15 protein-coding genes are annotated in these 21628 nt (G+C 32.2%); 8 read left to right on the top strand and 7 right to left on the bottom strand.

The features are described 5' to 3' along the window. Positions 1 to 99 precede the first annotated feature (99 nt). The 7 genes from groL to miaB form a co-directional block, all read right to left on the bottom strand. Positions 100 to 1734 (bottom strand): chaperonin GroEL, encoded by a 1635-nt coding sequence (gene groL / locus Q0998_RS12775; protein WP_299670359.1) that lies wholly within the window; start codon positions 1732 to 1734, stop codon positions 100 to 102. Between the two features lie 103 nt (positions 1735 to 1837). Further along, complete coding sequence (locus tag Q0998_RS12770; RefSeq protein ID WP_299670358.1) at positions 1838 to 2113, bottom strand: co-chaperone GroES; 276 nt, start codon at positions 2111 to 2113, stop codon at positions 1838 to 1840. Between the two features lie 196 nt (positions 2114 to 2309). Beyond that, positions 2310 to 2639, bottom strand: coding sequence for a preprotein translocase subunit SecG (secG, locus tag Q0998_RS12765; protein ID WP_299670357.1), 330 nt, complete (start codon positions 2637 to 2639; stop codon positions 2310 to 2312). Further along, a complete protein-coding gene (locus Q0998_RS12760; protein WP_299670356.1) occupies positions 2636 to 3403 on the bottom strand; it encodes a tetratricopeptide repeat protein in 768 nt (255 codons plus the stop codon). The genes secG and Q0998_RS12760 overlap by 4 nt, the downstream gene beginning before the upstream one ends. Before the next feature lie 26 nt (positions 3404 to 3429). Beyond that, the gene (locus Q0998_RS12755; RefSeq protein WP_299670355.1) at positions 3430 to 3936 is read right to left on the bottom strand and encodes an LptE family protein; all 507 of its coding nucleotides are present in this window, start codon (positions 3934 to 3936) and stop codon (positions 3430 to 3432) included. A gap of 170 nt (positions 3937 to 4106) precedes the next feature. Then, on the bottom strand, positions 4107 to 5330 hold the full coding sequence (locus tag Q0998_RS12750) for a sigma-54 dependent transcriptional regulator (protein ID WP_299670354.1): 1224 nt from the start codon (positions 5328 to 5330) through the stop codon (positions 4107 to 4109). Between the two features lie 199 nt (positions 5331 to 5529). After that, complete coding sequence (gene miaB, locus Q0998_RS12745) at positions 5530 to 6981, bottom strand: tRNA (N6-isopentenyl adenosine(37)-C2)-methylthiotransferase MiaB (RefSeq protein WP_299670353.1); 1452 nt, start codon at positions 6979 to 6981, stop codon at positions 5530 to 5532. 172 nt (positions 6982 to 7153) lie between these two features. On the opposite strand from miaB, the gene Q0998_RS12740 reads away from it, so the two are divergent. The 8 genes from Q0998_RS12740 to Q0998_RS12705 all read left to right on the top strand — a co-directional run bounded on the left by Q0998_RS12740 (position 7154) and on the right by Q0998_RS12705 (position 21614). Then, complete coding sequence (locus Q0998_RS12740) at positions 7154 to 8632, top strand: sulfatase-like hydrolase/transferase (protein WP_299670352.1); 1479 nt, start codon at positions 7154 to 7156, stop codon at positions 8630 to 8632. Positions 8633 to 8657: 25 nt separating this feature from the next. Then, the gene (glpK, locus tag Q0998_RS12735) at positions 8658 to 10148 is read left to right on the top strand and encodes a glycerol kinase GlpK (protein ID WP_299670351.1); all 1491 of its coding nucleotides are present in this window, start codon (positions 8658 to 8660) and stop codon (positions 10146 to 10148) included. A gap of 23 nt (positions 10149 to 10171) precedes the next feature. Further along, positions 10172 to 10912: an MIP/aquaporin family protein gene (locus Q0998_RS12730; protein ID WP_299670350.1), complete on the top strand. Its 741-nt coding sequence runs from the start codon at positions 10172 to 10174 to the stop codon at positions 10910 to 10912. 326 nt (positions 10913 to 11238) lie between these two features. Then, positions 11239 to 14037, top strand: coding sequence for a LuxR C-terminal-related transcriptional regulator (locus Q0998_RS12725; RefSeq protein ID WP_299670349.1), 2799 nt, complete (start codon positions 11239 to 11241; stop codon positions 14035 to 14037). Positions 14038 to 14317: 280 nt separating this feature from the next. Then, entirely contained in the window at positions 14318 to 17386 is a 3069-nt protein-coding gene (locus Q0998_RS12720) for a TonB-dependent receptor (RefSeq protein ID WP_299670348.1), read from the top strand. Between the two features lie 10 nt (positions 17387 to 17396). Continuing rightward, the gene (locus tag Q0998_RS12715; RefSeq protein WP_299670347.1) at positions 17397 to 19004 is read left to right on the top strand and encodes a RagB/SusD family nutrient uptake outer membrane protein; all 1608 of its coding nucleotides are present in this window, start codon (positions 17397 to 17399) and stop codon (positions 19002 to 19004) included. Positions 19005 to 19118: 114 nt separating this feature from the next. Then, complete coding sequence (locus Q0998_RS12710; RefSeq protein ID WP_299670346.1) at positions 19119 to 20705, top strand: family 16 glycosylhydrolase; 1587 nt, start codon at positions 19119 to 19121, stop codon at positions 20703 to 20705. Between the two features lie 51 nt (positions 20706 to 20756). Next, positions 20757 to 21614: an endonuclease/exonuclease/phosphatase family protein gene (locus Q0998_RS12705; RefSeq protein WP_299670345.1), complete on the top strand. Its 858-nt coding sequence runs from the start codon at positions 20757 to 20759 to the stop codon at positions 21612 to 21614. Positions 21615 to 21628 lie beyond the last annotated feature (14 nt).

Below are 21628 nucleotides of genomic sequence, written 5' to 3'. Positions count from 1 at the left end.
TAATTATAGAAAAATCCGTTAGAAATTAATTTCTAACGGATTTTTTATTTACAATATATTTCACTCAAGAGTGAGCTACTTATCTGTGGCGATTTGCCACTACATCATTCCTGGCATTCCACCACCCATTGGAGGCATTCCACCAGCAGGAGCATCTTCTTTAATATCCACCAAAGCACATTCTGTAGTTAAGATCATACCCGCAACAGAAGCTGCATTTTCTAACGCAACACGTGTTACTTTTTTAGGATCTATAATACCTGCTTTTAGCATGTCTACATACTCATCAGTTTTTGCGTTATAACCAAAGTCTTTTTTACCTTCTAAAACTTTATTTAATACAACAGAACCTTCGCCACCAGCATTTTCAACGATAATTCTTAAAGGAGCTTCAATAGCTTTGTTAATAATTTGTACACCTGTAGTTTCGTCTAAATTTTCTGTAGTAATTTTTTCTAAAACTTTTTTAGCACGAACAAAAGCAACACCACCACCAGCAACAATACCTTCTTCAACGGCAGCTCTTGTAGCATGTAAAGCATCATCAACTCTGTCTTTCTTTTCTTTCATTTCTACTTCAGAAGCAGCACCAACATATAAAACGGCAACACCACCAGCCAATTTCGCCAAACGCTCTTGTAGTTTCTCTCTATCGTAATCTGAAGTTGTGGTGTCTATTTGTGTTTTAATTTGATTTACTCTTGCTTTAATAGCATCTGCATTACCAGAACCATTTACAATGGTTGTATTGTCTTTATCGATAGTTACTGTTTCTGCAGTTCCTAATAAATCTAAGGTTGCATTTTCAAGAGAAAATCCTCTTTCTTCAGAAATTACAGTTCCACCAGTTAAAATAGCGATGTCTTCTAACATTGCTTTTCTTCTGTCTCCAAAACCTGGCGCTTTTACAGCAGCAATTTTTAAACCGCCACGTAATTTGTTTACGACTAGAGTAGCCAATGCTTGTCCGTCTACATCTTCAGCAATAATTAATAAAGGTCTGCTAGATTGCGCAACAGGCTCTAAAATTGGAAGGATTTCATTTAAGTTAGAAATCTTTTTATCGAACAATAAAATATACGGATTTTCTAAATCGGCAATCATTTTATCTGCATCCGTTACAAAGTAAGGCGATAAATATCCTCTATCAAACTGCATACCTTCCACAACATCTACATAAGTTTCCATCCCTTTTGCTTCTTCAACTGTAATTACTCCTTCTTTACCCACTTTGGTAAAAGCAGTGGCAATTAAATCTCCAATAGTATTGTCATTATTTGCAGAAATTGCAGCAACTTGTTTTATTTTTTCTGAAGAGTTCCCAACTTGCTTGGCTTGTTTTTCTAAATCAGCAACAATTGCAGTTACTGCTTTATCAATACCACGTTTTAAATCCATAGGATTTGCACCCGCAGCAACATTTTTGAGTCCTTCTTTTACAATTGCTTGTGCCAAAACGGTTGCAGTTGTAGTTCCATCACCTGCTAAATCATTGGTTTTAGAAGCAACTTCTTTTACCATTTGAGCTCCCATATTTTCTAGCTCATGCTCTAGCTCAATTTCTTTTGCTACAGAAACACCATCTTTGGTTACTGTTGGTGCGCCGAAAGATTTAGAAATAATTACATTTCTACCTTTAGGTCCTAAGGTTACTTTTACTGCGTTTGCTAAAGCGTCAACTCCACGTTTTAAACCATCTCTAGCTTCTATATCAAATTTTATATCTTTTGCCATTTTTTGTTTTTTTTTTTTTTGTTTCCTGCGAAGGCAGGAATCTTGTTAATTGAATTTCAGTTTTTTTAAAGAGATTCCTGCCTGCGCAGGAATGACAGCTGGATTATATAATTGCTAAAATGTCGCTTTCACGCATCATTAAATAATCTTTACCTTCTAATTTTAAATCTGTTCCACCATATTTACTATACAAAACAGTATCCCCAACTTTTACTGTTAAAGGCTCGTCAACTTTACCATTTCCAATGGCAACAACAGTTCCTTGTTGTGGCTTTTCTTTTGCGTTGTCTGGTATGATAATTCCAGATGCTGTTTTAGTTTCTGCAGGTGCAGGTTCTACAAGAACTCTATCTGCTAAAGGTTTAATGTTTAATCCCATTTTATATGAATTTTTGACCTATCTAAGACAGGCAGGTTAATTAATTATTTCTATGGATACTATGTAGTCAGAAATTATGCCAATACATTAAAACTGACAATTTTTCAAAAATTAAAATTTATGACTTCAATTCAATGCAAAAAAAAATGCCAACGTGTCATTTACGTTGGCATTTTAAATTGTTTCTAACAAATAATTATTTTAAACTATCGTTAGTATTTGTTTCTGGCGCTGCAGGAGTTGAAGTTTCTACACCTTCTAAAGTGTTGTTCAACTCAAAATTATTATCTCCGCCTCTAGGAATTGCAAAGTTTGCTAATAAAATTAAGGCAAACATAGCAATTGCTAAGGTCCAAGTTGTTCTGTCTAAAAAGTTGTTTGTGTTTTGCACACCTCCTAAAGATTGTGCTCCACCACCACCAAATGAAGAAGATAACCCTCCTCCTTTAGGATTTTGAACCATAACAATTAGTATCAAAGCTACTGCTACGATCAAAATTACAATTAAAAAAGCTGTATAACTCATGATCTATTTTTTTGTAAAATTTGTATTCTTTTAATTTGGTCTGCAAAGAAACCACTTTTTTCTGGATATTTCAAAATTAAAATTCGATATGCTTGTATGGCATTTTCATATTTTTTTTGCTCTAAATACACTTTTGCTAAAGTTTCTGTCATTAAAGCAACATCTTGTTTGTTTTTACGTACAGGAACCGAAACTGTTTTTCCTTTTTCGATGGGTTCTATTTTGGGATTGTTCTGAATAAATTTATCAATTAAATCTGCTGCTTTTACAACTTTTTGAACTGTTTTTTCTTCAACTCTAACAATTGGCTTTTTTGTTGATAACTGCAACCATTGATTAAAAGAATAATTTTCATGAACCGAAAACGATAATGGTTTTCCTAATTCTAAATTTTCTTTAACATTTACAATTTTTTCAGCAGTTTCATTAGTATTATTAGAAAGTGTAGCAATCTCTTTTTTTGCTGGTATTTCATCAGCAATTTTTGCTGTTATTTGTTGATGAATATTTTCTTCATCTTTATTTTCGGGATTGAACGATGTAATAAAATTGAATAAAACAGTTCTATCTGTGGTGTAGGCAGCCGTAACTTTTAATTCGTTATTGTATTTAAAACTATCTTGATTTTTCAAACCTTTTAAATACAAAGCTCTTGCAGATTGAAAATAAGGAAATTCTTCAACAACAGACTTTAGCTCAGCAGTTTCTATTTGTTGAATTTCAATATTTTTTTTTAGAATATTTATAAATGTATTTGTTTTCAAATTATTTAATTTTCTTCAAACTTCTCTTACCATTTTCCTACAGAAGCATTAAAAATATCTTGTGTAATTCTATCTATAATTTCCTCAAAAGCAGCTTCTAAAACACCTCCAGTAAGTTGCGATGTAGCGGCGTAATCTGAATAAAAAGAAAAAGATTGTTCAAAATCTTTCTTTTCATCTAAGGTGTTTATATACCGAACATTTACTGTAATTGTCAATCTGTTTTGAGCAGAGGTTTGATCTGATGTCGCACTCATAGGAGCAACTCTATAGCTAGTTATTTCTCCACTAAAATACAAATCTCCATTAGTATTTACCAAGGTTAAATTGGTTTGGCGTATAAATAAATCTCTTAATTCTTCTGTAAACTGCTGACTTAAGGTTGGCTCGATTAATTGTGCCTGGTTTTGAAAGAAATCTACTTGAATGGTTTTTGCTTGTCCAACATCTCCACCCGTAAAAGAGTAAAATCCACAAGCAACAAAAAGAATGCTGCTAACTGAAAATAAAAGGATATAAATTATTTTTTTCATCGATTGTGTCTGGTCGAGCCTTTTGGTTACGCTCAAGATAAACTAAAGGCGAGACCTAAAAGCGGTTATTATTAAAACCTCTCGATAGCTTCGCTAGCTACTTTCAATGAAAATGTATTTTCATTTCAGTAATGCTCGAGGGAACAAATTTATATTATTTAAACATTAACTTACAAATCGTACTGTTTAATTTTTCTATACAGCGTTCTTTCAGAAATGCCTAGTTCTTTTGCCGCCATTTTACGTTTGTTGTTATTTTTCTCGAGCGATTTTTTAATCATTTCAATTTCTTTGTCTTGTAAAGATAAAGATTCGTCTTCTTCTATTGTCTCAATATAATCATAATCTTTTTCTGATGATGAGTTTTGAGGAATATTTAAAACTTCAATATCATGCTCTCTCAATTCTTTATCGCTATAGATTTTTTCTAATAATTGATGATTTTCTTCTTGAACTTCTTCTATATTTCCATTTTTTATCAAATCTAAGGTCAGCTTCTTTAAATCGTTGATATCATTACGCATGTCAAAAAGAATTTTATACATGATATCTCTTTCTGAAGAAAAATCACTTTCTTTTTTACTACCAATAACTGCTGGGAAATTTCCTTTATTATTGGGTAAATATTGTAATAACTTCGCACCTGTAATAGTTCTGCTTTCTTCAATAACAGAAATTTGTTCTGCTAAATTTTTTAACTGGCGGATGTTTCCTGGAAAACGATAATTTAACAATGCAGCTACGGCATTTTCGTCTAAACGAATAGAAGGCATTCTGTATTTTTGTGCAAAATCTGAAGCAAATTTTCGAAACAGCAAATGAATATCCTCATTACGTTCTCTTAATGCGGGTAAATGAATTTCTACCGTACTTAATCGATAATATAAATCTTCTCTAAAACGTTCTTTTTCAATTGCTTGGTGCATGTTGATGTTTGTAGCAGCTACAATTCTAACATCTGTTTTTTGTGTTTTAGAAGAACCTACTTTTATAAATTCACCATTTTCTAAAACACGTAACAAACGTACTTGTGTTGTTAAGGGTAGTTCGCCAACTTCATCTAAAAAAATAGTACCGCCATCGGCAACTTCAAAATAACCTTTTCTGTCTTGAGTAGCTCCTGTAAAAGATCCTTTTTCGTGACCAAAAAGTTCACTATCTATGGTTCCTTCAGGAATCGCACCACAGTTTACAGCAATATATTTTGCATGTTTTCTATGTGATAAAGAATGTATAATTTTGGGTATATTCTCTTTACCAACACCACTTTCTCCTGTAACTAAAACAGAAATATCTGTTGGTGCAACTCTAATGGCTTTCTCTAAAGCATGATGCAAATGCACATCATTACCTATGATACCAAAACGTTGTTTTATTGTTTGTAAGTTTTCCATAAGCCCCTTTTAATTTCCCCGAAGGGGAAAACACTGTTGTGTTCTCAACTGTGTTTTTAACTATTTTTTTTAATAAATTTTATTTTGTCAAACGTCATAAATCATTCAGTAAGCGCCATTTTTTCAGAACAGTTTCCTTTCCTTCGGAAAGGATTAAGGATAGGATCTTTCGCAACAGTTTCTTTCCCTTTGGGAAGGGTTAGGGATGGGAATACCCAACAGCTTTCCCTTTTAAGGTTGCTGACGTACAATCTTCTACTTTTACCATCACAAAATCACCTAATTTATAATGTTCTTTTGGAAAAACAATTACAGTATTTTGTGTATTTCTTCCTTTCCATTCATTCGGGTTTTTTTTAGAGGTTCCTTCAATTAATACTTCTTCTGTTTTTCCTAAATGTTGCTGTGTTCTAAATAATGCGTGTTCTTGCTGCAAGTCTATGACTTCTTGTAATCTTCGTTTTTTTACTTCGAAAGGCACATCATCTTCCATCTTTTTTCCTGCCAAAGTTCCTGGTCTTTCAGAATAGGCAAACATAAAACCGAAGTCGTATTTTACATATTCCATCAATGCCAATGTATCTTGGTGGTCTTCTTCTGTTTCCCCACAAAAACCAACAATCATGTCTTGTGATAAAGACATTTCTGGGATAATTCTAAAAATATTATCAACCAATTCCATGTATTCTTCACGCGTATGCTGCCTGTTCATTGCTTTTAGCATGGCGTTGCTTCCGCTTTGAACTGGCAAGTGCAAGTATTTACAGATATTTCTATGTTTTGCCATCACATGAATCACGTCTAAACTCATATCTTGAGGATTAGAAGTTGAAAAACGAAAACGTGTTTTTGGAAATTTCGTAGCACACATGTCTAACAATTCTGCAAAACCTACTGCCGTTGCTTGTGCCATTTCAGTAGCTTTTTTAAAGTCTTTCTTTAAACCACCACCAAACCATAAAAAACTATCTACATTTTGTCCAAGCAATGTAATTTCTTTAAAGTTTTTATCAACCATAGATTGAATTTCGGCTAAAATACTTTTAGGATCTCTACTTCTTTCTCGTCCGCGCGTAAAAGGAACCACACAAAAAGTACACATATTGTCACAACCTCTTGTAATTGAAACAAATGCAGTAACACCATTTGTATTTAAACGAACAGGAGAAACGTCTCCATAGGTTTCATCTTTAGATAATAACACATTTACAGCATCTCTACCTTCACTAACTTCCGCTAGTAAATTTGGCAAATCTCTATACGCATCTGGACCAACAACTAAATCGACAATTTTTTCTTCCTCTAAAAATTTCTCTTTTAAGCGTTCTGCCATACAACCTAAAACACCAACTTTCATCTTCGGATTTACTTTTTTTACAGCATTGTATTTTTGTAAGCGTCTACGAACTGTAGTTTCTGCTTTTTCACGAATAGAGCAAGTATTTACCAATACTAAATCTGCTTCTTCTAAAATTTGAGTCGTATTATACCCTTCTTTATCTAAAATTGAAGCAACAATTTCACTATCATTCATATTCATTTGACAGCCGTAGCTTTCAATGAATAATTTCTTAGAGTTTTCTGGTTTATTTTCGGTTACAAGCGCCTTTCCTTGTATTTTCTCATCAATAACTTTTTCGATCTGTTCCATATTCAAAAAATGAAATGCAAATATACAACCAAAAATGAAATTTAATGACAATTTGGCAGAAAACACAAGCAATTTTAGTGGAGATTTATTGAAAAAATGTAGATAAACTATGTGTATTTCTTGTTTTTCATATTATTATTTATAGATTTGAGTATCTGATAAAATTTTAAAGATGAAAAAAATCTTACTTTTAGTCGTGTTAATCGCCTTCATTTCCTGTAAAAAAGAAAAGATAGAAAAAGCTAAAAAACCAAATATTCTCTTAATAATTGTAGATGACCAAGGGTATGCAGATTTTACTCCTTTCAACATAAATACTACTGAAGTTGCGACACCAAATATTTCTAGATTAGGAAATAGAGGAACCGTTTATACACAAGCCTATGTAACCGCGCCCGTATGCAGCCCTTCAAGAGCAGGAATTTTAACAGGTAAAAATCAATTTAGGTGGGACAAACCCGCAAGTTGGGGGCCAGGCTTGCCAGGCAATGTAAAAACAGTTGCAGAATATTTAAAGGAAGCGGGTTATGCTACGGCAAAAATCGGAAAAAATGATTTGGGAAGAAATTTCCATAAAAATAATGTTCGAGAATATCCTCTAAATCATGGTTTTGATGAATTTCTAGGGTTTAGCGCGCACGCGCACGATTATTGGTTGAATTCTCAAAAAATAAAAGACATTACTCCAGATCCTTTTGGAACAAGTGCACTTTTAGGACCTTTAATGCACAATATGGGTGAAAAAAGCTATGACGAAGGCTATTTAACGGATATTTTTTCTGATGAAGCAATTCATTACATCAAAAAAGTAGACAAAGAAAAACCATTTTTTTTAATGCTTTCTTACAATGCTGTACATCATTTAATACATGAAGTTCCAAAGAAGTATTTAGATAAATTTGGGGTTGAAGAAATTCCGAACTATCACCCAGACAGTTTAATTGCTTATGGAAAGAAAAAAGCAGGAACCTATGCTGCGTATTATGATACATATTCTAGAGTTGGAGATTTACAATCAGACCAATTAAGAAAGTATTATTTGGCGAATTTGAATTCTTTAGATGATAATATTGGTCGTGTTTTAGACGTTTTATCCGAAGAAAAGCTAGAAGAAGAAACCATCATTGTTTTTATTTCAGATAATGGAGGTTCGCCCTTAACAGGATCAAGTAATGCACCCTTAACAGGTGGAAAATATGCTCTTTGGGAAGGAGGCATTCGGGTGCCAATGGCATTGGTCTGGGATGGAAAGGTAAAACCAAACACTATTGAAGATACGTATGTTTCTGCAACCGATATTTTACCAACTTTGGTTGCTGCTGCAGGCATTGAGTTAATGGACACAACATTAGATGGTAGAAATTTGCTTTCTCAAACAGATTCAGAGCGTTTGCTAGTTTGGAAATGGCGTAAAAATTGGGCAGTTAGAAAAGGTGATTGGAAATTAACAAACGCAAAAGAGAATCACTGGAAAAGTGAACCCACTCAATTTTATATTGCGCCAATTGTAGATAATAAAGAACTGAAGTTATTTAATGTAAATGAAGACGCTGGAGAAAGAATTGATTTGGCTTTAGAACATCCAGAAATTGTAAAAGAATTAGAAATGGCTTACAATTCTTGGTATAAAAATAATTATGGTAAATTTTAAATTCACAACTTTGAACCTATAGATTATGAGCAAATATATTTTAGCGTTAGACCAAGGAACTACGAGTTCTAGAGCCATTGTTTTTGATAAAAAAGGAACTATTAAATCGGTTGCTCAAAAAGAATTTACACAAATTTTTCCAAAACCAGGCTGGGTAGAACATGATGCTGTAGAAATATGGTCTACACAGGCAGGTGTTGCTGCAGAATCTATTGCAATGAAAGGTTTAGATATGGAAGATATTGCTGCAATTGGTATTACCAATCAACGTGAAACAGTGGTTGTTTGGAATAAAACTACAGGCAAACCAGTTTATAATGCTATTGTTTGGCAAGATAAAAGAACATCAGAGTATTGTGATGCATTAAAAGCTGCTGGAAAATCTGAAATGATTAAAGAAAAAACAGGTTTAGTCATAGATTCCTATTTTTCTGGAACCAAAGTAAAATGGATTTTAGACAATGTGGAAGGTGCAAGAGATAGCGCAGAAAAAGGAGAATTATTATTAGGAACCATTGATTCTTGGTTGGTTTGGAATTTCTCAAAAAAACAAAAACACATTACAGATGTTACAAACGCATCTAGAACCTTGCTTTTCAATATCAATACGATGACTTGGGATGAGGATTTGTTAGCATTATTCACAATTCCGAAATCGATGTTACCAGAAGTAAAACAATCTAGCGAAATATACGGACATACAAAATCTACTTTTTTTGATTGTAATATTCCTATTGCTGGCATTGCAGGAGATCAACAAGCAGCACTTTTTGGGCAAATGTGTACCAAAAAAGGCATGGTAAAAAACACCTACGGAACGGGTTGTTTTATGTTGATGAATATTGGTGACCAACCAATTCTTTCTAAAAACAATCTATTAACAACAGTAGCTTGGAGGATTAATGGCAAAACTACCTATGCATTTGAGGGTAGTGTTTTTATTGCAGGAGCAGCCGTACAATGGTTAAGAGACGGATTAAAAATTATAAGAAATTCATCAGAAGTTGAAGCGTTGGCAAATTCAGTAGAAGATTCAGATGGTGTTTATTTTGTTCCAGCGTTTGCAGGTTTAGGAGCACCCTATTGGAATCAAAAAGCACAAGGAACTATTTTTGGAATCACAAGAGGTACTACAGATGCGCACATTGCCAGAGCAACTTTAGATGCGATTGCGTATCAATCTATGGATATCTTAAAAGCTATGGAAGCAGATGCAGAAACAAACATAAAAGAATTAAGAGTCGATGGAGGCGCAACCGTAAACGATACATTAATGCAGTTTCAGGCAGATGTTTTAAACACAAAAACAATTAGACCAAAAGTGGTGGAAACCACAGCAATGGGTGCTGCTTTTTTAGCAGGTTTAGCCGTTGGTTTTTGGGAAAATGAACAAGAAATTCAAGAAATATGGCAAGTAGATAAAAATTTCGACCCCACAACAGAAAGAGCAAAGATTGATAAAAATATTAAAGGTTGGTATAAAGCTATTGATGCTTTAGAATATTGGGCAAAATAATTCAATTCAAAAAAGAATAGAGGATGACACCATTTATCGCAGAAATTTTAGGTACTTTTTTTCTGATCCTTTTAGGAGGAGGCGTAGTAGCAAATGTAGTTTTAGAAAAAACAAAATCAAACGATTTAGGTTGGATGGTGATCACCACCGCTTGGGGCTTTGCTGTTTTTGTAGGTGTGTCTGTTGCTGGTCCATATAGTGGTGCGCATTTAAATCCCGCAGTTAGTATTGGTTTGGCTGTTGCAGGAAAATTCGAATGGACTTTCGTTTTAGAATACATACTTGCACAATTTATGGGTGCCATGTTAGGTGCTTTTTTTGTGTGGTTGGTTTATCGAGATCATTTTAAAGCTACAGAAAGTGGCGAATTAAAGAAAGCTGTTTTTTGTACTTCACCAGCCATTAGAAATTTTTCTAGTAATTTAATTAGTGAAATTGTGGGTTGTTTTGTGTTGGTTTTTGTGGTCTTATATTTTACAGATGCTTCTGTAAACGATGCTGATAATGGTGCGATTCCTATTGGTTTGGGTTCTTTAGGGGCAATGCCCGTTGCTATTTTAGTTTGGGTAATTGGTTTGTCTCTGGGAGGTACAACGGGTTATGCAATAAATCCTGCCAGAGATTTAGGACCAAGAATTATACATGCAATTTTACCATTTAAAAATAAAGTTTCAAATGATTGGAGTTATTCTTGGATTCCTGTTGTGGGACCAATAATTGGTGCAGTGTTAGCAGGGGTATTCTTTTTACTCTTATCAAATTGATTTTTTTTGATAAAAATATGAATTTAAAAAACTTGAAACTTTCTACACTACTAAAAGATAAACTTCTCGATACAATTTTTTTCGTACCTCAAAAAATCACTACCATTGACGTAGCTTGTAAGTTGCTGTTTTACAAATTATTAATATATGTCTGGTCGAGCGCAGTCGAGACCTTCTTTAACCTCTCGACTGCGCTCGAGGAGACATTACGTCATTCCAACCGCTTGATAAAAATTTTTCTCGGGTCTCGAAGTGACAAGCTGTTTCTATTGTTGCCCACATTGTCACATCGAGTGAAATTCTTTTTTCAAGAATTTTGTATCGAGATGTTGTATAGGCTAAAAATAATTATATTTTTATTATTTTTTCTAATTTCTTCAATAGTAATTGGGCAAGAAATTCCTCCGATTTTAAAATTTCAACCAGAAAATTACAATGCAGAAAATCAGAATTGGGCAATAACACAGCATAAAGATAAATTTATTTTTGTTGCAAATAATGAGGGTTTATTAGAATTTAATGGCGGAAAGTGGAAACTATATAATTCTCCAAACAACACAGTTATAAGATCGCTATTGTCTGACAAAGAGAGGATTTATAGTGGCGCTTATATGGATTTTGGGTATTGGAAAAGAGATGAAACAGGTCACTTAAAATATACCTCATTATCAAAAAAAATAAAAAATAATCTTCTAGAAGATGAAAATATCTGGAATATAAAAAAGTTTGATACGTGGGTTTTATTTCAGTCTTTTCATCGGATTTATTTTTACAATACAGAGACCGAAGAAGTAAGTTACCGTGGGGAATTCAATAATTATTACCGAATATTTGAAATTGATGCAATTATTTATATCATCAAAAAAAATGGAGATCTAGTTCGACTTCAAAATGATAATGAAGAATTAATTGCAAGATTTCCTGCCAATTATAATGTAAAACTAGTTTTAAACTTATTTAAAACGAATACTGGTTTTATAGCATTAACAAGAAATCAGGGCTTCTTTAAAATAAAAAATAATACAGTTGTAAAATGGCAGCTCCCATCTTATAAAGAAATAAATGCTTACCAAATTTTCTGTGGAATTAAATTAAGAGATAACACGTATATGTTAGGGACTATTTCTAACGGAATTATTCATTTATCTGAGAATGGTAAGATTATAAACAGGATAGACCAGACAAGAGGTTTGGCAAATAATACGGTTTTAAACTTATTTGAAGACATCGATGGCAATGTTTGGTCTGCCTTAGACAACGGAATTAATTGCCTCAACGTTCAATCTAATATTAGAGAATTTAATGACGACGATGGACAATTTGGAACAACCTATTGCTCCATTGAATTCAATAATAAAATTTATGTTGGAACCAATCAAGGACTGTTTTACAAATCTTTACATGCAAATGAACCTTTAAAAAAAGTGAAAGGATTGAAAGGTCAGGTTTGGTCTTTGTTTGTTTCGAATGGAGATTTATTATGTGGGCATACATCTGGTACTTTCAATATTAAAGATTATATAGCTAAACAAATTACAGATTTTTCTGGCACTTGGAATTTTAGAAAGATTCCAAATCAACCTAATTTGATATTACAAGGTCATTATGCTGGTATGAGTATTTTAAAGAAAGAAAACGGTAGTTGGACATTGAAAAATAAGATAGAAGGTTTTCAAAACTCTGCTCGTTTCTTTGAAATATTTCAAGAAAATATTGTTTTTGTAAATCATGAATACAAAGGAGTTTATAAGCTTGTTTTATCGGAAGATTATAGGAATTTTAAAGAGAATGAATTACTGTCTTCAGTAGAAAAAGGGAAAGGTTCTGGCTTAACAATGTATGAAGATAAAATATTATATAGTCAAAAGAAAGGGGTGTTTAGTTTGAGTAATGCTAAACCTACGTTTAAAAAAAATAACAAATTGAGTATGCTCTTTTCTGAAGACGAATATATCTCTGGGAAATTAATTGCTGATAAAAAAAATAGATTATGGTCTTTTAATAAAAGTACAATTAGTTACTTAGAAAAAGGCCCCGTAAAAAATAAACTCTCCGTAAAATTTATTCCGATAAAAAACTATCTCAGAAAAACAACAGTAAGTTTTGAAAATCTTTCAAATATTTATGAAAACACCTATTTAATAGGTAAAACAAATGGTTACTTATTATTAGATTTAAATAAAAAACAAGATGTATCACATACTATTTTTTTAAATGAAATACGCATAAAAAATAATGATAGTGTGAGAATTTCAGTTTTAGAGGAACATGAGTTTCAATTCAGTGAAAATTCTTTAGTGTTTGAATACAGTAGTCCTGTATATAGCAAATATGAGTTTGTAAATTATCAGTACAATCTCAATAATTCTCGTTGGGTCGACCTTGGAAATCAATCTGAATTAGCCTTCGATAATTTATCTTTTGGTGAATATGAATTGCGTATAAAATCAAACATAGGGAATCAAGATTCTGATAATACCATCTTATATAGATTTGTTATAAAACCGCCAATATATTTTACAAATACAGCCATTGTTTTATATATTTTACTATTTCTTTTAATAGGCTATTTTATTCATAAGTTAAACAGAAAATATTACAGAAAACAAAACGAGGAATTAATGAAAGAAAATTTGAGACAATTTGAAATTCAGAAAATTCAAGCAGATAAAGAAGTCATTCGATTAAAAAATGATAAATTAAGTCAAGATATTGAAGGGAAAAATAGAGAATTAGCCATTTCTACCATGAGTATTATTAAAAGAAATGAGTTTTTACATAGCATTAAAAAAGAATTGAAAAAGAATGTTAGTATCGAAGAAGATAATGAAGTATTTAAGCTGATAGAGAAAAATTTAAATAGTACTAAAGATTGGGATTTTTTTAGAGAGGCATTTAACAATGCAGACAAAGATTTTTTAAAAAGAGCAAAAAAATTGCATCCAGATTTAACCCATAACAATTTAAAATTTTGTGCCTATTTAAGACTGAACTTATCTTCAAAAGAAATCGCTCCGTTATTAAATATTTCTGTGAAAAGTGTAGAAATTAGAAGGTATCGACTAAGAAAAAAACTCAATTTACCGCACGAAACGAACTTAACGGATTATATCTTAAACATTTAAATTGTTTAAATACCTTTAAAAAACTCTACATTACCTCTACATTACTAATATTTTTCGTCTTCTTAATTTTTACTTTTCACTTCTTGAAACCTTTAAAATAGGTGGTTTAATACTTGCTTTGCTGTTGAATTTTTTCTGTAGTTTTTTTGTAAAGGTTCATTTTAGTGAACACAACTATTAATATACATAAATTTGGTTTTAAGTTAATGTTGCGTTAAACTTGAAACTTTCTCTTTCATGTAATATTGTAACACACATTCAAATCTAAAACTATATGATAATGTTTAAATTAATCAAAAAAAGAAAATTTTTAATGGTATCTTTTTTATTCTTTTTTGCTTTTAGCTTTACTTCATTAGCACAAAGAACAATTAAAGGTACCGTATTAGACGAAAGCGGAATGCCTTTGCCAGGAGCATCTGTAGCAGTAAAAGGAACCACAAATGGAACATCAACAGATTTTGATGGACAATTTTCATTAAATGCAACAATTGATGCTAAACTTTTAGTAGTCTCTTACCTAGGTTACAAAACAAAAGAAGTTTCAATAACAAGCAACACCATTACGATTGCTCTTGAAGTAGCAACAAATGCATTAGATGAAATTATTGTAGTAGGTTATGGTACGCGTAAAAAAAGCGATTTAGTAGGTGCAGTTGCTAAAGTTGATTTAGCGAAAGGTACTTTAATACCCACTTCTGATGTAACAGAGATGCTAAGAGGTAGAGTAGCGGGTCTAAGAGTTGATGTTGGTGGAGGTTCTTTAAGGCCTGGTGGAGCATCCGAAATTTTGCTAAGAGGTAGAAATTCTATTGAAGGAAATAATAGTGGAATATTTGTAGTAGATGGTATTATAAGAGATGGAGGTATAGAAGACATAAATCCTGATGATATAGAATCTATAGAAGTTTTAAAAGATGCGTCTGCGCAAGCAATTTATGGTGGTTTAGGCGCTAATGGAGTTGTGTTAATTACTACCAAAAGAGGTAAAACAGATAAGGTATCTGTTTCCTATCACGGGTTTTTAACAACAAAATCTTTAGAGAGGAATTTTGATGTGTATAATGGACAAGAATTCGCACAACTTAGAAGAGAAGCTGTAAGAGCAACAGATGCAAATAATGAATATCCAGATGATGCAACAATCTTTAGTGATGTAGAATTAAACTCCATTGAAAATAACGATTTTGTAGATTGGGAAGAAGAATTGATTGCCCCAGGAATTGTAAATAGCCATGCTGTAGGTATTTTAGGCGGTACAGAATTAACAAAAATATATGGTAGTTTAAATTATTTTAGAGAAGAAGGTATTATTCCGACATCTACATACACTAGAAAAAATCTACGTTTAAATGTAGATCAAAAAATAACAGATAAAATTTCTGCAAGATTCGATATTAATATTCTAAACGATTTTACAGAAAGAGCTGCAAATGTAAATGTAATTACAAGATCTCCTTTAGGCAGAGCTTATAATGATGATGGTACTATTACACAATTTCCAAGCGGAGAAGATGGAACAGCTTTTAATCCTCTATGGAATTTGAGAGAGCAAGATGACGATGAAAAAGGAAACGATTTTGTAATCAACTTTATTCCTACCTATCAAATAACAGATAATTTAAAATATCAATTAACAACTTCTTTTACTAGAAGAACATCAGAAAGAGGACGTTACCAATCTTCTTTAAGTGCTGCGGGAGATACAGATAGAGGTATTGCAAGTATTCAAAACCAATTAAAAGAAGCATATTTTGTTGAAAACATCATAAATTATGATAAAGTAATAAATGAGAATAACAAATTTGATATCACACTGGCACAAACAGTTAGTGAAGATAAATTTACACAAACCTTTACTGAAGGGAGAGGGTTTCCAAATGAAGATTTAGGCTATAATAATATTACCAATGCTATCAATGGTGTTTTTGTAGAACGATTAGAATCATCCTATAGAAGATTGGGATTTATGGGAAGAGTCCGTTATAACTTGTTAGATAAATATTTGTTTACTGGAACTGTTAGACATGATGGTTCGTCTGTAAATGCAAATAATTTTAAATATTCTACAAATCCTGCAGTTGCATTCGCTTGGAAACTTCATAATGAATCATTTTTAAAAGATGTCTCTGCTATACAACAATTAAAAGCGAGAATTAGTTACGGTTCGTTAGTGAACGAATCTACAAACCCTTATCGATCTCTATTTACAGCCTCTGGTCAAAATTATATCTTTGATGGGCAAACAGCCTCTGGGTATTCTCCATCGCAAATCTTACCAAGTACAGATTTAAGACACGAGAGAATAAAAACGTTAAATACAGGTTTAGATTTTATTTTATTTGATAATAAAATATCGGGTGCTATAGAATATTATGATGCTAGAACAGAAAGCTTATTATTAAGAAGGCCTGTACCACCTACAACAGGTTTTACTTCAACATATTTTAATGCAGGAGAAGTTCAAAATACAGGTGTAGAAGTAAGTTTAAATGCTAATATTTTTAATACAGAAAGTTTTAAATGGTCTGTATCAACAATTTGGTCAACAAACAGAAATCAGATATTAGACTTGTACACAAATGGAAATGGTGATCATATAAAGGAAGATGATGTTTTCAATTATTTTGTTGGGCAACCCACAAATGTGATACGAACCTATCAGTTTGATGGTATTTGGCAAGAAGGAGAAGATTTTGAAAATTCAGCGCAAGCGAGCCCAGATTCAGAATTTCCTCAGCCAGATTTAAGGCCTGGAGATATTAAAATTAGAGATATCAATGGTGTAGACGTAGATGGAAATATTGTAAGTGGTGCTGATGGTAAAATTACGCAAGAAGATAGAGTTTTTGTAGATCCAAACCCAGATTGGTTTGCTTCATTTTCCACAACATTCGCATACAAAGGTTTTGATTTGTTTTTAGATTTCTATGCAGTTGAAGGCGCTACGAAAGTAAATCCTTTTTTATCAGAATTTAATAACGGAGGTACATTGTCAGGTAAACTCAATGGTGTAAAAGTACCCTATTATACACCAGAAGATCCATCCAATACTTTTCCAAGACCAAATTTTGATAATGCACCAAGATATTTAAATGCATTGGCAGTAAAAGATGCTTCTTACCTTAGGTTAAGAACGGTTAGTTTAGGATATACATTACCAAAAACGATTACCACAAAATTAAATATAGACAATTTGAGAATATATCTAACAGGAACAAACATATTTACAAATACAGACTATATAGGTTATAGTCCAGAAGTAAATATTAGAAGTACATTTTCTAACGCAGATACTGGTTACCCAGATGCAACAGCATTTACAGTAGGTTTAAAACTTAAATTATAATAAAAAAATTATGAAAACAATCATTTTATATAAAAACGTATATAAAGCAATGTTATTCTTATCAACATTACTTTTAATAATTTCTTGTGAAGGTTTTTTAGATGAAGATCCAGGCACACTTATAGATTCAGATTATATTTACAGCACAGAAGAAGGGTTAAAATCTGGAGTAGTTAGTTTGTATAAGTTCAATAGAGATAGATATGATACAAATATTCAAGATTTTATGGGAGCTGTGTTAATGCAATCTAGAAGCGATTTGACTTTTAGCAGAACAGGTTATACAGGTCTTATGGGAAGATATCAAAGAGGAATTTCTCCTATAGATTTAGGTACAAATTTTACATCAAGATTATTCTGGAAACATTTTTATAATATTACCAATAAAGCAACAAGTATTATCAATGCAGCAGAAAATTTAGAAGGATTAGATGAAGATGCTAAAAAACAAATTATTGCAGAAGCAAAATTTTTTAGAGCAAATTCTTATTTCTTTCTTTACAGAATGTACAATAATATTTACGTAAATGCAGAAACTATTACTGTAGATAATGCTTTTGATGTTGTAGAAACAAGCTCAACTGAAGAAGAAATTTTTTCGTTGTTAAATAGCGATTTAGAGTATGCTATAGAAAATCTAGATTGGAATGTTACTTACGGAAAAGTTTCTAAAGGAACTGCAAAACACGTAAAAGCAAAAGTTGCCATGTGGGAAGGCAATTGGGCAGAAGCAAAGAAACAAGCTTTAGATGTCATAGAAGATCCTATGAGTCCTCATAGTTTAGTGGCAACAACTGCTGACGTTTTTAAAGGGAATAAAAATAATTCGGAGCAACTATTTGTAGTACAATCTCAAGACGATGTTTTAGGAGGAGGAAATACTACGATGATGAATGCAAATTTTGTGACACAGTATTTTCAAATATCTGGTATAGAAGCTAATATAGAACAAGGAGGTAGAGGTTTTTCTAGAGTTTTGCCCAATAATTATTTACTTGGTTTATTAGCTGAAGATCCAAACGATACTAGAGATGATGATACGTATTTTAGATTAAAATATTACTACACATCTGGACCCAATGTAGGACAAGAAATAGAAATTTATAAACCCATTTCTCCAGCAAATCCTAATGGAATTCAATATCAGAGATATTATCAAAGACTGCATCCTTCTTGCATAAAGTTCGCAGAAGAAGATGACAATCCAGAATCTTACCTACAAAGAAGTAATATAATGGTCTACAGGTTGGCAGAGACGTATTTAATAGCTGCAGAAGCAATGATGAGGTCTACTGGAGATCCTTTGCCATATATCAATGCAATTCGAGTAAGAGCCAAAGCTGCTCCTGTGGCTGTTGTAAACGAACAAGTTATTTTAGACGAACGCGCTAGAGAATTGTCTTTTGAAGGTCAGCGTTGGTTTACTTTAAAAAGAATGGGACAAGATGTTATCAACCGTCAAATAAGAAACTATGCAGGTGATGGTGATTTCTTCCCAGCAAATAATGGCGTAAAAGATCCAAGAGCAAACTGGCAAGACCATTTTATCAATTGGCCAATTTTTCAAGAAGATTTAGATTTATTAGGGTCTAATTATCCACAAAACCTAGGATACTAAATTCTAAAGAATATTAAAATTAATTTTTAAGAACAGTATCGAAACTAGTGAATTATTTTTTTCGATACTTTTCTTTTATTGTGCTATTTTTATACTTACAAAAACCCTCTTTTCATGCGTTTTTTAATATTTATTGTAACCACTATTATGTTTTTTTCTTGCGATAATTTTTCTGATCGTAAAAAAATAGCATTTGCTAAAAATCCTGTAATAGCTCATAGAGGTGCTTGGAAAACGAATAAGCTACCTCAAAATTCTATCGCATCCTTAAAAGAAGCTATAAAATTGAATTGTCATGCAAGTGAGTTTGATGTAAGAATGACCAAAGACGAAGTTTTAATAGTTGCACATGATAAAGATTTTAAGGGTTTACTAATTGAAGAAACGGATTATAAAGAATTGGCAAAAACGAACCTTTTTAACGAAGAAAAATTACCAACTTTAAAAGAGTATTTACTAGCTGGAATGGAAAACAATGCTACAACAGGCTTTGTTATAGAAATAAAACCAACATCTTCTAAAGAAAAGAATATTCTAATAACAGACAAAGTTTTAAATTTGGTAAAAGAACTAAAAGCAAACCGTTTTATTGTTTCTTATATTAGTTTCAATTTTAATATCTTAAAAAGAATTATTGAAAAAAATCCTACCGCTAAAACACAGTATTTAGATGGTTCTAAATCTCCAGAAACTTTAAAAGAAAACGGAATTACAGGGTTAGATTATTTAATTTATAAGCTAAAAATAAAACCACAGTTTATACAAGAGGCAAAAAATATTGGAATTACGTTAAATGCGTGGACCGCAAATGCTGTGCAAGATATTGATTGGTTGTTAGCAAACGAATTCGATTATATCACCACCAACGAACCCGAATTGGTGTTTGAAAGAATTAAAAAATCGCCTGTAAAAGATGGATGTAAACTAGTTTGGAGTGATGAATTCAATTACAAAGGAAAACCAGACCCCAAAAAATGGAATTATGATTATGGCTTTATTGCCAATAGAGAAGAGCAATATTATACAGATCGTTTAAAAAATGCCAGAGTAGAAAGCGGAAAATTAATTCTTGAAGCGCATAAAGAAAGCATTGCCAATAAAGATTATAACAATCCCGTTTTTTTAAAGAAAAGTTGGAAAAAATATGCTGCCGAACGCAAGGTAGGAACCTATACTTCCGCAAGATTAACCACTAAAAGTTTAGCATCGTGGAAATATGGACGTATTGAAGTCAGCGCAAAATTACCAAAAGGCGTTGGTTTGTGGCCTGCAATTTGGATGTTGGGAGAAAACAAAACGGCAGTGGGCTGGCCAGCATCTGGTGAAATAGATATTATGGAACATGTTGGTTTTAACAGCGATTCAATTTTTGGAACCGTACATACAAAAGCCTACAATCATACTAAAAATACAGAACAAGGAAAGAGTATTTTTATAGACAAACCTTACGATACTTTTCACATATTTGCACTAGAATGGACTCCAGAAAAAATGGATTTTATTTTAAATGATACTGTTTATAATACGTTTAGAAACGAACATCTCTCAACCGCAGAATGGCCTTTTGATCAAAAATTTTATTTGATTTTAAATGTTGCTGTTGGTGGCATGTTAGGCGGCAGAAAAGGAATTGACGATTCCATTTTTCCACAACAAATGGTCGTAGACTATGTAAGAGTATTTCAAAAAGAAAAATATTAAAAGACCTCAAAGGTTTTTAAAATCTTTGAGGTCTTAAAATAGATAAACGTTATGAAAAATATTTTAATGATAATTTTAGTAATTTTTGCAAGTTGCGCTTTAAAAAAAACAAAAAAAGGGAACAAATCAGAAAATCTAAAAGTAATGACCTATAATATTCGTTTGGATGTTGCTTCAGATGGTGAAAATTCTTGGGCAAATAGAAGCAATTTTTTACTGTCGCAAATTAAATTTTACGAGCCAACAGTATTTGGTATTCAGGAAGGTAGACCAAATCAGATCGAAGATACCACCAATGGTTTGCCCAATTACAGCTTCATTGGTCATGGTAGAGATGGTGGTAATGATGGCGAATACTCGGCTATTTTTTATGATAAAAGAAAAGTGAAATTCAGCAAAGTAAATACATTTTGGTTGTCAGAAACTCCAGAAAAACTTTCCAAAGGTTGGGACGCTGCCTATCCAAGAATTTGCACATACGGTTTAATGACCGTTTTAAATTCTGATAAAAAAGTATGGATTTTTAATACACATTTAGATCATGTTGGGCAACAAGCACAGTTAAATGGTATGAAATTAATTGAAGCAAAAATTAAAAAAGTAAATACCAAAAATTATCCTGTAATTATTACTGGTGACTTTAATGTGGAGCCAGAAAGTAAACTAATTTCAATATTAAAAAATAATTTTTCTGATGCCAAAGAATTGGCGGGTAAAAATGCATTTGGTGTAAACGGCACTTTCAATGGTTTCAAATTTCATGAGCCCGTCACAAGAAGAATCGATTATATAATGCTTTCTAAAAATACAAGTGTAGCAGTTAAAAAATATGCAGTACTTACCGATTCTAAAGATTTAAAATATCCGTCAGACCATTTTCCTGTATTTGCAGAAATACAATTAAAATGAACCACTATAAGTCA

It is taken from the genome of uncultured Polaribacter sp., assembly GCF_947501385.1.
In the GTDB taxonomy this organism is placed as follows: Bacteria; Bacteroidota; Bacteroidia; order Flavobacteriales; family Flavobacteriaceae; genus Polaribacter.
The sequence above is the reverse complement of the archived record's forward strand: the minus strand, read 5'-3'. Positions and strand labels throughout refer to the sequence as shown.